12 protein-coding genes are annotated in these 12,919 nt (G+C 62.7%); 3 read left to right on the top strand and 9 right to left on the bottom strand.

From position 1 onward, the window contains the following. Positions 1 to 99: 99 nt before the first annotated feature. From CNX70_RS01710 to CNX70_RS01730, 6 genes are all read right to left on the bottom strand, one after another. Positions 100 to 654 carry a hypothetical protein gene (locus tag CNX70_RS01710; RefSeq protein WP_096232962.1) on the bottom strand — a complete coding sequence of 185 codons (555 nt, stop codon included), beginning with the start codon at positions 652 to 654 and terminating at the stop codon, positions 100 to 102. 69 nt (positions 655 to 723) lie between these two features. Continuing rightward, on the bottom strand, positions 724 to 1,089 hold the full coding sequence (gene speD / locus CNX70_RS01715; protein ID WP_096232964.1) for an adenosylmethionine decarboxylase: 366 nt from the start codon (positions 1,087 to 1,089) through the stop codon (positions 724 to 726). Between the two features lie 2 nt (positions 1,090 to 1,091). After that, positions 1,092 to 1,262 (bottom strand): hypothetical protein, encoded by a 171-nt coding sequence (locus CNX70_RS28480; protein WP_157814714.1) that lies wholly within the window; start codon positions 1,260 to 1,262, stop codon positions 1,092 to 1,094. Then, positions 1,259 to 2,722, bottom strand: coding sequence for a DUF4178 domain-containing protein (locus CNX70_RS01720; RefSeq protein ID WP_096232966.1), 1,464 nt, complete (start codon positions 2,720 to 2,722; stop codon positions 1,259 to 1,261). Before CNX70_RS01720 ends, CNX70_RS28480 begins: the two co-directional genes overlap by 4 nt. A gap of 20 nt (positions 2,723 to 2,742) precedes the next feature. Next, complete coding sequence (locus CNX70_RS01725; protein WP_096232968.1) at positions 2,743 to 3,780, bottom strand: SPFH domain-containing protein; 1,038 nt, start codon at positions 3,778 to 3,780, stop codon at positions 2,743 to 2,745. Between the two features lie 31 nt (positions 3,781 to 3,811). After that, positions 3,812 to 4,198, bottom strand: a complete 387-nt coding sequence (locus tag CNX70_RS01730) for a DUF350 domain-containing protein (RefSeq protein ID WP_096232970.1) — start codon at positions 4,196 to 4,198, stop codon at positions 3,812 to 3,814. A 59-nt stretch (positions 4,199 to 4,257) separates the two neighbouring features. Between CNX70_RS01730 and CNX70_RS01735 the strand changes: the two genes are divergently transcribed. Further along, positions 4,258 to 5,769: a polyamine aminopropyltransferase gene (locus CNX70_RS01735; RefSeq protein WP_096232972.1), complete on the top strand. Its 1,512-nt coding sequence runs from the start codon at positions 4,258 to 4,260 to the stop codon at positions 5,767 to 5,769. Beyond that, complete coding sequence (locus CNX70_RS01740) at positions 5,769 to 7,388, top strand: FAD-dependent oxidoreductase (RefSeq protein WP_096232974.1); 1,620 nt, start codon at positions 5,769 to 5,771, stop codon at positions 7,386 to 7,388. Before CNX70_RS01735 ends, CNX70_RS01740 begins: the two co-directional genes overlap by 1 nt. A gap of 68 nt (positions 7,389 to 7,456) precedes the next feature. Here the strand turns inward: CNX70_RS01740 and mmsB are convergent, their stop codons facing one another. The 3 genes from mmsB to chvE form a co-directional block, all read right to left on the bottom strand. Beyond that, positions 7,457 to 8,674, bottom strand: a complete 1,218-nt coding sequence (mmsB, locus tag CNX70_RS01745) for a multiple monosaccharide ABC transporter permease (RefSeq protein WP_096232976.1) — start codon at positions 8,672 to 8,674, stop codon at positions 7,457 to 7,459. Beyond that, positions 8,664 to 10,205, bottom strand: a complete 1,542-nt coding sequence (gene mmsA / locus CNX70_RS01750; RefSeq protein WP_096232978.1) for a multiple monosaccharide ABC transporter ATP-binding protein — start codon at positions 10,203 to 10,205, stop codon at positions 8,664 to 8,666. Before mmsA ends, mmsB begins: the two co-directional genes overlap by 11 nt. Before the next feature lie 87 nt (positions 10,206 to 10,292). Then, complete coding sequence (gene chvE / locus CNX70_RS01755; protein ID WP_226939565.1) at positions 10,293 to 11,315, bottom strand: multiple monosaccharide ABC transporter substrate-binding protein; 1,023 nt, start codon at positions 11,313 to 11,315, stop codon at positions 10,293 to 10,295. A 431-nt stretch (positions 11,316 to 11,746) separates the two neighbouring features. On the opposite strand from chvE, the gene CNX70_RS01760 reads away from it, so the two are divergent. Then, the gene (locus CNX70_RS01760; RefSeq protein ID WP_096232980.1) at positions 11,747 to 12,907 is read left to right on the top strand and encodes a fumarylacetoacetate hydrolase family protein; all 1,161 of its coding nucleotides are present in this window, start codon (positions 11,747 to 11,749) and stop codon (positions 12,905 to 12,907) included. Positions 12,908 to 12,919 lie beyond the last annotated feature (12 nt).

A 12,919-nucleotide genomic window follows, 5' to 3' on the forward strand; every position in this document is an offset into this window, starting at 1 on the left:
GCAGCCGACAGCACGGCAGTATCCGAATGGCGCATATTGTCTACTCCTGAGGTGTGAGGGAAAACGCCAGTGTGCCAGTGGCGTGCGCCGGCGTCAACCTCAGCTGCACATGCCGTATGCCTGGCGCTCGGGGAAATAGCGGTACGTAAACGTGCGCACCGGATAGCGCTTGCCGGCGACGAGCATGTCGGGCATCGACAGATCGAAGCGCTGCGGCAGCTGGCGCGGCAGTTGCAAGCGCAAGCGCCACTGGGTTTCGGCGCTCGAACCCACGGCGGAAAACATGATGGGCAGTGTGTCGATGACGTCGACCATCTCCGCCTTGCGGCTCACGCCGCGCTGGTAAATGGTGAGTATCTTGGCTTCGGCGAACGGTGCTTGTTTCGGTTCTTCCAGCAGGAAGGACAGGCGCGTAAAACTGGCTTGCGTACCGACGGGCAAGGTAAAAATCAGCGCCAGTTCCGTGCCGCCTTCCTTCAAGGTGACGGGCGGCGTGGCATACACGCTGATACCGCGCGGTAGCGCGAAACGCGAACCTTCCGTCCACGTCTTGCACTCGGGCGTGGTGGCCTGGTACAGGCTCGGCGCCGTGTAGTCGTCGCAGGCGGAAACCAGCAGTAGCAGGGGCAGGGCGAGGAGGGCGGAACGGCGCATGGAAGTCACGGTTGGAGGATCAGCCGACAGTGTAAGCGATCCCCACGCGATCCACCAGCGACGCCAGGCCTACCTTGGCGGGGCGCGCCGCACGGACTGCAGCTGGCAGTGCGCCGCCTGCAGCGCGTCCTTGATGGCGCCCAATGCCAGCTGCGGCTGCGCCGCGCCGCACATGAAGATGTCGACGGCGGCAAAGCTGCATTCCGGCCAGGTGTGGATGGAAATGTGCGACTCGGCCAGCAGCACCACGCCGGTGACGCCCTGGCCTGCGCCAAAGCTGTGGAAATGGCTGTGCAGCACCTGCGCGCCGGCCGTAGTGGCCGCTGCGCGCAGCAGGCGTTCGAGCGCGGCGCAGTCGCGCAGGCGTTCCGGTGCGATGCCCGACAAGTCGGCCAGCAGATGGATGCCCAGGGGCAGATGCGGTGTGGCTGTCATGCTTATTTGTGGCTGCCGCCGCTGGAGCCGCCACCATAGCTGCCGCCGCCGCTGCCCGTGCGCGAACTCCAGCTGCTGCCGCTGCTGCTGCCTGCTACCTTGAACATGCGCACCCAATTGGCGGCCGTGACAGAAAACGTCACCATCAGGGCATAGATCACATATTTACTCATGGGGGATTCTTTGCATTCTTGTCGAGGAAAACGGCGGGCAGGAACAGCGCCAGGCAGCCCAGCAAACTCCACATCAAGGTGCTGGAGAACGAGACAAACATGGGGATCGCATTCAAGACCAGCACGATGACGATGAAGACCTTGGCGATGCCACGGTGGCTCAGTTGAATATTCTGCACCTTGGCACCGCCATGGAAGGCGGCGCCGAACCAGGCGGCCATCTGGTCATAGGCGACGGGTACGGAGCGCGACCAGGTCATTTCCTCGCCGGTGAGCTCCGCCGCCAGCTTGGTCTGTCCCTGTTCGAATTCAAACACGCGCGTGCTGTCGCCGACGGCCACCTTCCAGTTGAAGGCGCCCGCCGCGTACACCACCTGCGAGCCGTAGTCGTACAGTTTGCGATACGTGGCGCCATCGAGCGTGCAGGTAGCGGCGTCCAGCGAGGCCCAGTTGGGCCAGTTCGGCAGCACGTTTGAGCGCGACCAGCCGTCGTCCGTCTCCACCAGCCAGAAGAAGCCGGCGCGCGCGTTGTACAGCAGGTATTCGTTCCACTCGCTGCCTTCATCGTCGGCGCGGCGCATCATGCCGATGACCGTGAAGTCGGCATTGCTGATCTTCGCGCTGGCGCCCAGCTCCAGCGTGATGTCGGCATTGTCGTGCACCTGCTTGCCGATGGCCAGCACCTGCGCTTCCGGGCCGCTGGCGTCGAGCTGTGCGTGGCAGGCGGGGCACACCAGCTGCGCCGCCGCGCCAGGGACGTACTTGATGCCGCTGCCGCAGGAGGGGCAGTCGAGCGCATCGAGTTTGCCACGGTACTTGCCGGCGCTCCTGGCGATGGCGTCGTCGTCGCGCAGCAGCTGGCACTTCAAACTGTCCAGGGTGACGGCGACACCCTGGTAGACGACCGGTCGCGGGCCATCCGTGTAATCGAGCGTGACAAAGCTCGCGTAGTTGCGCAAGTCCGCCACCTGGATGCGCCAGCCGGCGCCCACCTTGAACGGCAATTCGCCCTGGCCGGCGATGCATTCGGCATTGCGGATCTCGGCCGCCGTGTACGGCTCGCCGCAAATCGTATAGCGCTTGCCCGGCGCCAGCTCGCCAAAGACGGGCAGGGCGTCTTGCGTGCTGCGCTCACGCGTCAGCGTGTACAGGCCGGACGAGTCGCCCAGCCATGCCGTGCTGGCGTCGTCGAACAGCAGATACCACTCGTTCCACGTGCCGGCGCTGTAGCGCTGCTGGATGCGGCCGACGACGGTGAAGTGCAGGCCGTCGTGCACGCCGGCCGTGCCGATCTGGATCGGCGTATAGTCTTCCAGGACGGCCGACATCTTGCCCACGTCCCTGACGGAGTCGGCGTCCTTGAGGATGGTGCTGTGGCAGTACTCGCACACGGCGAGCACGGAAGCATGCGAGCGGAAGCGGACTTCCGCGCCGCAGCTGGGACAGGAAACAGTTTGCATGCAGTCGTATTTCGCTCTAATCAGCCGATCAGTTTTTTCAGCAGTTCCGCTTTCGCGCCGTCGTAGTCAGCCGCCGAAATCAGTCCCTTGTCGAGCAGGCCCTTGAGCTTTTCCAGACGCGCTTCGATCGGTTCCTCGGCGGGGGCGGGTGGTGCCGCAGGTGCGGCCGGAGCCGGCTGCTGCAGCGCCCCGCCCATGCTTTGCGCCATCACCTGGCCGATCGACAGCCCGGCGCCCAGGCCCGCGCCGATGCCGGCCATGCCGCCTTCGTTCTGCGCCGCCAGCGGGATCGCGTTGGCCACCTGGAATTTGGTGTAGCCGCTCATCTTGTCGGCGCCCAGCCCGCCCTTCATGCCGGCGGAAATGCGCTCGTCGAGCGCAGCCTGCAATTCCTCGGGCAGGCTGATGCTGGCCACGTTGAATTCATCGAGGCCCACGCCATAGCGGGCAAACGCCTGCGCCAGGCCATCCTTGACCTCTTGCGCCATCAGCGCCTGGTTGGCCGCCATGTCGAGGAAGGGAACATTCGCGCCGCCCAGCGAGCTGGCCATGCTCGACATCAGAATGCCGCGCAATTGATCTTCCACCTCGTCGCGCGTATACACTTCGCGCGTGCCGCTGATCTCGGTGAAGAAGGTGCGGGCGTCGGCGATGCGGTACGAATACATGCCGAAGGCGCGCACGCGGATCATGTCGAAATCCTTGTCGCGGATGGTGATCGGCTGCGGCGTGCCCCACTTGCGGCCCGTCTGCACGCGGGTGCTGAAGTAATACACGTCCGACTTGAAGGGCGAGTCGAACAGCTTGTCCCAGTTTTTCAGGTTGGTCAGCAACGGTAACGTCTGCGTCGTCAGCTTGTGCGTGCCGGGACCGAAGACATCGGCGATCTTGCCTTCGTTGACGAAGACGGCGACCTGCGATTCGCGCACATTCAGGATGGCGCCGTTCTGGATCTCGAAATCCTGCATGGGAAAGCGCCAGGCCAGTACGCCTTCCGTTTCTTCGTTCCACTGCAGTACGTCGATAAACTGCTTCTTGATAAAGCTGCCGAGGCTCATGATGGATATCCTTGAATAAGATAAAACGGTGTCAGGAAATGCAGGCGGCGTTGATGGCGCCGATCGACAGGGAAATGGCGCCCAGCAGGCCGCCGAAGGCGCTGTTGTTTGATTCGATCTGGTCCTTCGACATGCGCAGCAGGCGCGTGGTGACCACATAGGCGAGCAATTGCACCACCATGGCGCCGAAGGCCCAGGCGAAGAATTGCTGGTAGTCGGCCGTGTGCATCAGGGACGAGGCGATGGTGGCGGAAAAGCCCAGCAGCGCGCCGCCCAGCGACAGGGCCGCCGCCTGGTTGCCCTGGCGAATCAGCAGCACTTCCTTATACGGCGTGACGCGCGTGTAGATGATAAAAAATACAATCAACAGCCCGGCGGCCAGTAAAAGATGGATCAGATAGTTTAGGATGGCGGGCACGGCTTTCCTCGCAATGAGTATTTGATAACGTCAACGCATATTAGAACAAAAAAAGTCCCATGAACAAAAAAATTCTGATCTTGTCCGTCTTCGTGGTCGCCTCCTGCGGCCTCGCGTATGAACTGATCGCTGGTGCCATGTCCAGCTACCTGCTCGGCGACTCCATCCTGCAGTTTTCCACCATCATCGGCTGCTACCTGTTCGCGATGGGTGTAGGTGCTCACTTTTCCAAGTATGTAAAGGACGACGACGTGCTCTCGCGCTTCGTTGACATCGAACTGGCCGTGGGCTTGATCGGTGGCCTGTCTGCCGCCATCCTGTTCATGACCTTTTCGTGGATGGCGGCGCCATTTCGCACCTTATTGTATGTGATGGTGTTCCTGATCGGCGCACTGGTCGGCATGGAAGTGCCGCTGGTGATGCGCGCGCTGAACACGCGGCAAACCGAATTTTCCGAATTGGTCAGCCGCGTGCTCACCTTCGATTACCTGGGTGCGCTGGCTGTCTCCCTGCTGTTTCCGCTGGTGCTGTCGCCGTACCTGGGCCTGGTGCGCACGGGCTTTTTGTTCGGCATGCTGAATGTGGCCGTCGGCCTGTGGAGCATTTACGTGTTTCGCGCCGAACTGAAAAACCTCACGGGGCGCTTCCTGCGCGCCTGCGCCGTGCTGCTGCTGCTGGTGACCGGCTTTGCCATGTCGGACCGCATGGTGGAGTGGGGCGAACACGGCCTGTTCGGCGACCAGATCGTGTATTCCACCACCACGCCTTACCAGCGCCTGGTGATCACGCGCTGGAAGGACGATACGCGGCTGTACATCAACGGCAACCTGCAGTTTTCCTCGCGCGACGAGTACCGCTACCACGAAGCGCTGGTGCACCCCGTGCTGGAAGCCTTGCCATGGGCGCGCCGCGTGCTGGTGCTGGGCGGCGGCGATGGCCTGGCGCTGCGCGAAATCCTGCGTTATCCACAGATCGAACACGTCACCGTGGTCGACCTCGACCCCGCCATGACGGCCGCGTTTACCACGCGCCCGGAACTGGCAAAGCTGAATAATAATTCGTTCTCCGACAAGCGCGTCACCGTCGTCAATGCCGACGCCGCCGTCTGGCTGCGCAACAATGGCGATATGTTCGACGCGGCCATCGTCGACTTTCCCGATCCATCCAGCTTCGCGCTCGGCAAGCTGTATTCGGTGCCGTTCTACGACCTGGTAAAAAAGCACCTGGCGGCCAAGGGCTTGATGGTGGTGCAATCGACGTCGCCCTTCTTTGCCCCGCACGCCTACTGGACCATCAATTCGACCCTGCGCGAAGTGGGCATGCGTACCTGGCCGTACCACGCCTATGTACCCTCGTTCGGCGAATGGGGTTTTATCCTGGCTTCACCTCAGCTTGACTACACACCGCCGACAACATACCGCCTGCCGATGCGCTACCTGAATGCGGACACCACACGTGAGATGTTCATTTTCCCGCCCGACATGCAGCCGCTGCCGATGGCGCCGAATCGCCTCAACACCCAGTCGCTCGTGCATGAATTCGAGCAGGACTGGAACCGGGTGATCCGCTGATGCAGCGCCGCTCCTTCATGCTGTGGGCCGCTGGCGGCACGGCGGCCTCCGCCGCCGGCATCGGCAGCATCGCCGCCTACCTGCACTGGCAGGAGATCACGCCCAAGGTGTTGTATCCGGGCCGCAGCGAAGGCCACTTTCTTCGTGACCGCAAGGCGCTCCCGCCGCCATCGCGCACCTTGAGCACCGACGTGACCATCCTCGGCTCGGGCATTGCGGGCCTGACGGCCGCCTGGCGCCTGAACAAGCTGGGGCACCAGGATTTCCTCATGGTCGACGGGCCCCAGCCCTACGGCAACGCGGCCGGCGGGCAGTTCGGCGAGCTGGCCTATCCGACCGGTGGCCATTACCTGCCATTGCCGTCGCCCGAATCGACCCATGTGCGCGAGATCCTGTTCGACCTGGGGATCATCCAGCGCGACCCGCAGGCGGAAAAGCCGACTTACGACGAACGCTATATCCTGCACGCGCCCGAGGAGCGATTGCTGTTCAACGGCCAGTGGCAGGATGGCTTCATTCCCACCGAAGGCGTGCCGCCTGCGGAACTGGCGCAGCATGCGCGCTTCTTTGCGCAGGTGGCGCAGTTGCGCCAGGCGCGCGGCAATGACGGCAAACGCGTGTTTGTCTTTCCCACCGTGGAGTCGTCGCAAGACCCGGCCTGGCAGGCACTCGACGCCATCACCTTGAAGCAGTGGATGGAGCGCGAAGGCTATACCTCGCCCACCCTGCACTGGTATCTGAATTACTGCTGCCGCGACGACTATGGCACGCGCTACGATCAGGTGTCGGCCTGGGCCGGCCTGCATTACTACTGCAGCCGCTGGGGGCAGGCGGCAAATGCGGGCAATGGCGCCTGGCTGACCTGGCCCGGCGGCATGCAGCCAGTCGCCACGGCCATGGAGCAGGCCTCGGGTGTCAAACGTCATGCGGGCACGGTGGTTTCCGTGCAGACGACGGACAAGGGCGTGGAAGCGCTGTGCCTGGAACTGGTCGACGGCCAGCCACGCACCTACCTGGTCAAGGCACGCAAGGCCATCTGCGCCATGCCCTTGTATGTGGCGGCGCGTGTGGTGCCGGACATTGCCAGCTACGGCTTTGACGCGAAGCTGCACACGCCCGCCTATGCGCCATGGATGGTGGCGAATTTTTTACTGAAACGCTTTCCCGACGAACTGCCGCATGCACCCCTGTGCTGGGACAACGTGGTGTACCAGGAACCAGGCCTCGGCTATGTCGTCTCCACGCACCAGGATATCCGCGTGCGCCCGCCCGAGAAAACCGTCTTCAGCGCCTACGTGGCCCTGTCCGACCGCACGCCGCAGCAAGCGCGCAAATGGTTAGATGTGGCCAGCCCCGAAGAATTGCTGGCGCTGGCCAGCGTCGACCTGAAAACGGCGTATGGACGCGATTTTGCCAGCTGCGTCGAGCGCGTCGACATCACCGTGCGCGGTCACGCGATGGCCGCACCGTTACCGGGATTTCGCAGCAATGCGGGGCTCAAAGCCTTGCGCGAGCACGACGGCGCCATCCTGTTCGCGCATGCCGATCTGTCGGGCTTTTCCGTGTTCGAAGAGGCGGCGTGGTGGGGTGACAGGGCCGCGCGCCTGGCGATCACATAAATGAAAAAGGCCGGCGCAAGCGCCGGCCAGAGCCCCCTAAGGCTCGAACCTGTGCTTCCTTGTTCTTCTCATTTATTTTTATTAATGACGTCGATGAACACGGCCGCCAGCAGCACCAGGCCCTTGATCACCTGCTGGTAGTCGATGCCGATGCCCATGATGGACATCCCGTTGTTCATTACGCCCATGATGAAGGCGCCGATCACGGCTCCCATCACCTTGCCGACGCCGCCCGAGGCCGAGGCGCCGCCGATGAAGCAGGCGGCGATCACGTCGAGCTCGAATCCCGTGCCGGCTTTTGGCGTGGCCGTGTTCAGGCGCGCCGCGAAGATCAGGCCGGCCAGCGCTGCCAGCATGCCCATGTTGACGAAGGTGTAGAAGCTGACCCGTTCCGTCTTGATGCCGGAAAGGCGCGCCGCCTTTTCGTTGCCGCCCACGGCATACACGCGGCGGCCCAGTACGGTGCGGTTGGTAATGAAGGTGTAGGCGACGATCAGCAGCGACATCACGGCCAGCACGTTCGGGAAACCGCGGTACGACGCCAGCAGGTAGCTGAAGTACACCATCACGGCGGCAAACACGCCGTTTTTCAGCAGGAAGAAGGCGCGTGGCTCGTTTTCCATGCCGTGTTTCAGTTGCTTGGCGCGGCTGCGCAGCGAGGTGATGATCAGCGCCGCAGCGGCGAGCACGCCCAGCAGCAGCGACAAGCCGCGCAGATTCTCTCCGCCGAACGGGTCGGGCAGGAAGCCCGAGCTGAGCATCTGGAAGCCTTCCGGGAAAGGGCCGACCGACTGGCCTGCCAGCAGCGCCAGGGTCAGGCCCTTGAACACCAGCATGCCGGCCAGGGTGACGATAAACGACGGGATCTTGAAGAAGGCGACGAAATAGCCTTGCGCGCCGCCGATGACGGCGCCGGCGATCAGGCAGATGATGCTGGCGGCGACAAAGTTCATCTCGTAGTTGACGATCAGGACGGCCGCCAGCGCGCCGACGAAGCCGACCACGGAGCCGACGGACAAATCGATATGGCCGGCCACGATCACCATCAGCATGCCCAGCGCCATGATGACGATGTAGCTGTTTTGCAGCACCAGGTTGGTCAGGTTCAGCGGCTGCATCAGGGTGCCATCGGTCATGTACTGGAAAAAGCCCATGATGACGATCAGGGAGAGCAGCATGCCGTAGTCGCGCATGTTGTTCTTCAAAAAGCCGGCATAGCTTTTCGCTTGCGGCGCGGCCGCTGGCGCTGCTGCTGCCGGCGCGCCTGCTGTCAGTTTATTGTCCATTGTTTTCTCCGTGTGTAACGATCGCGCGCATGATGCGTTCCTGCGATGCTTCTGCCGCGCTCAGTTCTGCCGCGAAGCGGCCTTCGTTCATGACATAGATCCGGTCGCACATACCCAGCAGTTCCGGCATTTCCGAGGAAATCATGATGATGCATTTGCCTTCGGCGGCCAGCTCGCTGATGATGCTGTAGATTTCGTACTTGGCGCCCACGTCGATGCCGCGGCTCGGTTCATCGAGGATCAGGATGTCGGGGCGCGAAAACAGCCACTTCGCCAGCACCACTTTCTGCTGGTTGCCGCCGGACAGATTGACCACCTTCTGCGCCACGCTCGAGCAACGGGTCTTGAGCTTGCGGCGGAACTCCTCGGCCACGCCGAATTCACGCTGCTCGTCGATCACCATGTGCGTTGAAATCGCATCCAGGTTGGCCAGGCTGGTGTTTTTCTGGATGTCTTCCTCGAGGATCAGGCCCAGGCCCTTGCGGTCTTCCGTGACATACGCGAGGCCGTGGGCGATCGCCTTGCCGATGGTGCTGACGTCGATTTCCTGGCCATTCTTGAGCACCGTGCCGCTGATGCGCTGGCCGTAGGCGCGTCCGAAAATGCTCATCGCCAGTTCCGTGCGCCCGGAGCCCATCAAACCGGCGATGCCGATGATCTCGCCCTTTTTGGCGTGCATATTGATGCCCTTGATGACGGGGCGGTCGGCATGCTCGGGATGGAAGACGCGCCAGTCGCGCACTTCGAAAATGGTCTCGCCTATCGTCGGCGTGCGCGGCGGATAGCGGTCGGCCATCTCGCGCCCGACCATTTTTTCGATGATGCGGTCTTCGCTGACGGGCTCGATGCGGCAGTCGAAACTGTCGACCGTGTTCCCGTCGCGCAGCACCGTGATGGCATCGGCGACCCGCGAGATTTCATTGAGCTTGTGCGAGATCAGGATCGAGGCGATGCCCTGGGCTTTCAGGCCCAGCAGCAGGTCGAGCAGGGCCGCGCTGTCGCTTTCGTTCAGGCTGGCCGTCGGCTCGTCGAGGATCAGCAGCTTGACGTCCTTGCACAGCGCCTTGGCGATTTCGATCAGCTGCTGCTTGCCCACGCCCAGGTTGGTGATCAGGGTGTCCGGGGACTCTTTCAGGCCGACTTTGTGCAGCAGTTCGCGCGTCTTCGTTTGCGCGTATTCCCAGTCGATGACGCCCATATGGGCCGGTTCGTTGCCGAGGAAGATATTCTCGGCGATCGACAACTGGGGCACCAGCGCCAGTTCCTGGTGGATGATGATGATGCCGATTTCTTCGCTGTCCTTGATGCCGCGAAAGTGCCGCGTCTGGCCCAGGTAGTCGATGTCGCCCGTATAGCTGCCATGGCCGTAGACGCCGCTCAGCACTTTCATCAGGGTCGATTTGCCGGCGCCGTTTTCGCCGACGATGGCGTGGATCTCGCCGCTGCGTACCCGCAGGTTGACATTGTCGAGCGCCACGACGCCCGGGAATGTTTTGCGTATCCCGCGCATTTCCAGGATAGTGTTCGTCATATAACCTCTCTGGCACAAGCTGCGCCAGTCTAATCTTCACATTCTGTGTAGCGACAGGCCCGGCGTGGCCGGGCCTGCATTGCCGACTTACTTGACTTGCGCTTCCGTGTAGTAGCCGCTGCCGGTGACGAGCACCTGTTTCCAGTTCGCCTTGTCGACGGTGACCGGTTTCAGCAGGTAGGACGGCACGACTTTTACGCCGTTGTTATAGGTCTTGGTGTCGTTGACGGTCGGTACCTTGCCCGACATCATGGCGTCGACCATGTTCGCCGTCACCTTGGCCAGTTCGCGCGTGTCCTTGAACACGGTCGATGCCTGTTCGCCGCGGATGATCGATTTCACCGACGGGATTTCCGCATCCTGGCCCGTCACGACGGGGAAGGGCTGTTTCGGCGTACCGTAGCCGACGCCCTTGAGCGACGACAGGATGCCGATGCTCAAGCCGTCATATGGCGACAGCACCGCATCGACCCTGGCATTGCCGTAGTAGGCGCTGAGCAGGTTGTCCATGCGCGCTTGCGCCACGGCGCCATCCCAGCGCAGGGTGGCGACCTTTTCCATGCCCATCTGCTTCGAGCGCACCACCAGCTTGCCGCTGTCGATGTAGGGTTTCAGGACCGACAGCGCGCCGTTGTAGAAGAAGTGCGCATTGTTGTCGTCGGCCGAGCCGCCGAACAGCTCAATATTGAACGGGCCCTTGCCTTCCTTGAGTTTCAGCGCCGATTCGATATAGCCCGCTTGCAGCACGCCGACCTGGAAGTTGTCGAAGGTGGCGTAGTAATCGATGTTTTTCGTGCCGCGGATCAGACGGTCATACGAGATGACCTTGATGCCCTTGTCGGCCGCCTTTTGCAGTACGTTCGACAAGGTGGTGCCGTCGATGGCGGCAATCACCAGCACCTTGGCGCCTTTGGTGATCATGTTTTCCACCTGCGCCAGCTGGTTCGGGATATCGTCGTCGGCAAACTGCAAGTCCGTCTTGTAGCCGCGCTCCTTGAATACCTTCACCATGTTGTCGCCATCGGCGATCCAGCGCATGGACGACTTGGTCGGCATCGAGATACCGATCGCGCCCTTGTCGGCGGCACTAGCCACAGGCATTACGGCCATGCCGGAGATGGCCAGCGCCAGGCTCGCGGTCAGCATTTTCATTGTTGTTTTCATTTCAGGTCTCCACCGTCTTCGATAGTTGAATGTGCCAGGGCCGTCGTCCCAGTGGGCGGGCTCCGTGCGGATGGCCGATTGCAGGCCACGGCTGATACTAGTTTGTCCATCCATCCCTCACCAATCACTTTTTTCGCATTGCTGATATCCAAAACGGTATCAATGCACCAATTGATGCAATGCGCCATGGCGCCCCTTCCCGCCGTGTGGACAGGGCAGAAAAGGGAGCTCGGCGGCGGCTTTTTTTGGTGCGCTGCAATACCAATAATCATCATCCAATTTGGTGATTTTCGTAATTGCGGCGATACAGGGCGGCGCGCAGAATCGGTCCGGACTTGAAGACCAGCCATCCCGTCACGACCTTTTGAAAGCTTGCCATGCAGCCGATTTCCCCCGCCTCCCTGTTGCCCGCCGACCTGGCGCAGGCCCTTCTTATCGGCCGCATCTGGCGTGACGGACCCTGCGTCGTCGCCGTGCGCGGCGGCGAGGTGGTCGACATCACGCAGACGGTGGCGACGGTGGCCGAGCTGTTCGAACGCAGCGATGCGCTCGATATCGCCCGCCATGCGCCCGGTATTGCGCTCGGCCCCGTGCAGGCGCTGCTGGCGCAGGCGCTGGCCGCGCCGGCCGGCGAGCCGCTGCTGCTGGCGCCGTGCGACCTGCAGGCCGTCAAGGCCTGCGGCGTGACCTTCGCCGTCAGCCTGCTGGAACGGGTGATCGAAGAACAGGCGGGCGGCGATGCGGCACGCGCCGCGAGCTTGCGCGCCGCGCTGCAAACGACCCTGGGCAGCGATTTGTCGGCCCTGAAACCGGGTTCGGAGGCGGCGCAGCGCCTGAAACAGCAGCTGCAGCAGCGCGGCGCCTGGTCGCAATACATGGAAGTGGGTATCGGCCCCGATGCGGAAGTGTTTACCAAGGCGCAGCCGATGTCGTCGGTGGGCTGCGGCGCGCAGGTGGGCTTGCTGCCATCGTCAGCCTGGAACAACCCGGAGCCGGAGATCGTCCTGGCCGTCAACAGCCGCGGCGAGGTGCTGGGGGCGACCCTGGGCAACGACGTCAACCTGCGCGATATCGAAGGGCGCAGCGCCCTGTTGCTGGGCAAGGCCAAGGACAACAACGGCTCCTGCGCCATCGGCCCCTTCATCCGCCTGTTTGACGAACACTTCACGCTCGAGACCGTGCGCCAGGCCGAAGTGTCGCTGCTGATCGAAGGCGCGGACGACGGCTTTGTGCTCGAAGGCGCCAGCTTCATGCGCGAGATCAGCCGCGACCCGCTCGACCTGGTGCGCCAGACGGCGGGCCAGTACCACCAGTATCCGGACGGCTTCATGCTGTTCCTGGGCACCATGTTCTCGCCCGTGAAGGACCGCGGCGCGCAGGGCGGCGGTTTTACCCATCACCTGGGCGACCGCGTGACGATTGCCAGCCCGTCGCTGGGCGCGCTGGTCAACGACGTGCAGCGCTGCGATGCGATCCCTCCCTGGACGTTCGGCGTGCGCGCGCTGTATCAGAACCTGGCCAAACGCGGTTTGCTTTGATCCGATTTTTTT

Source organism: Janthinobacterium svalbardense (genome assembly GCF_002327145.1).
Classification (GTDB): domain Bacteria; phylum Pseudomonadota; class Gammaproteobacteria; order Burkholderiales; family Burkholderiaceae_D; genus Janthinobacterium; species Janthinobacterium tructae.

Coding starts and splice junctions, on each gene's coding strand:
- mmsB (WP_096232976.1), bottom strand. CDS start 8,674: ATGGACAATAAACTGACAGCAGGCGCGCCGGCAGCAGCAGCGCCAGCG.
- chvE (WP_226939565.1), bottom strand. CDS start 11,315: ATGGCCGTAATGCCTGTGGCTAGTGCCGCCGACAAGGGCGCGATCGGT.
- CNX70_RS01710 (WP_096232962.1), bottom strand. CDS start 654: ATGCGCCGTTCCGCCCTCCTCGCCCTGCCCCTGCTACTGCTGGTTTCC.
- mmsA (WP_096232978.1), bottom strand. CDS start 10,205: ATGACGAACACTATCCTGGAAATGCGCGGGATACGCAAAACATTCCCG.
- CNX70_RS01760 (WP_096232980.1), top strand. CDS start 11,747: ATGCAGCCGATTTCCCCCGCCTCCCTGTTGCCCGCCGACCTGGCGCAG.
- CNX70_RS28480 (WP_157814714.1), bottom strand. CDS start 1,262: ATGAGTAAATATGTGATCTATGCCCTGATGGTGACGTTTTCTGTCACG.
- CNX70_RS01735 (WP_096232972.1), top strand. CDS start 4,258: ATGAACAAAAAAATTCTGATCTTGTCCGTCTTCGTGGTCGCCTCCTGC.
- CNX70_RS01740 (WP_096232974.1), top strand. CDS start 5,769: ATGCAGCGCCGCTCCTTCATGCTGTGGGCCGCTGGCGGCACGGCGGCC.
- CNX70_RS01725 (WP_096232968.1), bottom strand. CDS start 3,780: ATGAGCCTCGGCAGCTTTATCAAGAAGCAGTTTATCGACGTACTGCAG.
- CNX70_RS01720 (WP_096232966.1), bottom strand. CDS start 2,722: ATGCAAACTGTTTCCTGTCCCAGCTGCGGCGCGGAAGTCCGCTTCCGC.
- speD (WP_096232964.1), bottom strand. CDS start 1,089: ATGACAGCCACACCGCATCTGCCCCTGGGCATCCATCTGCTGGCCGAC.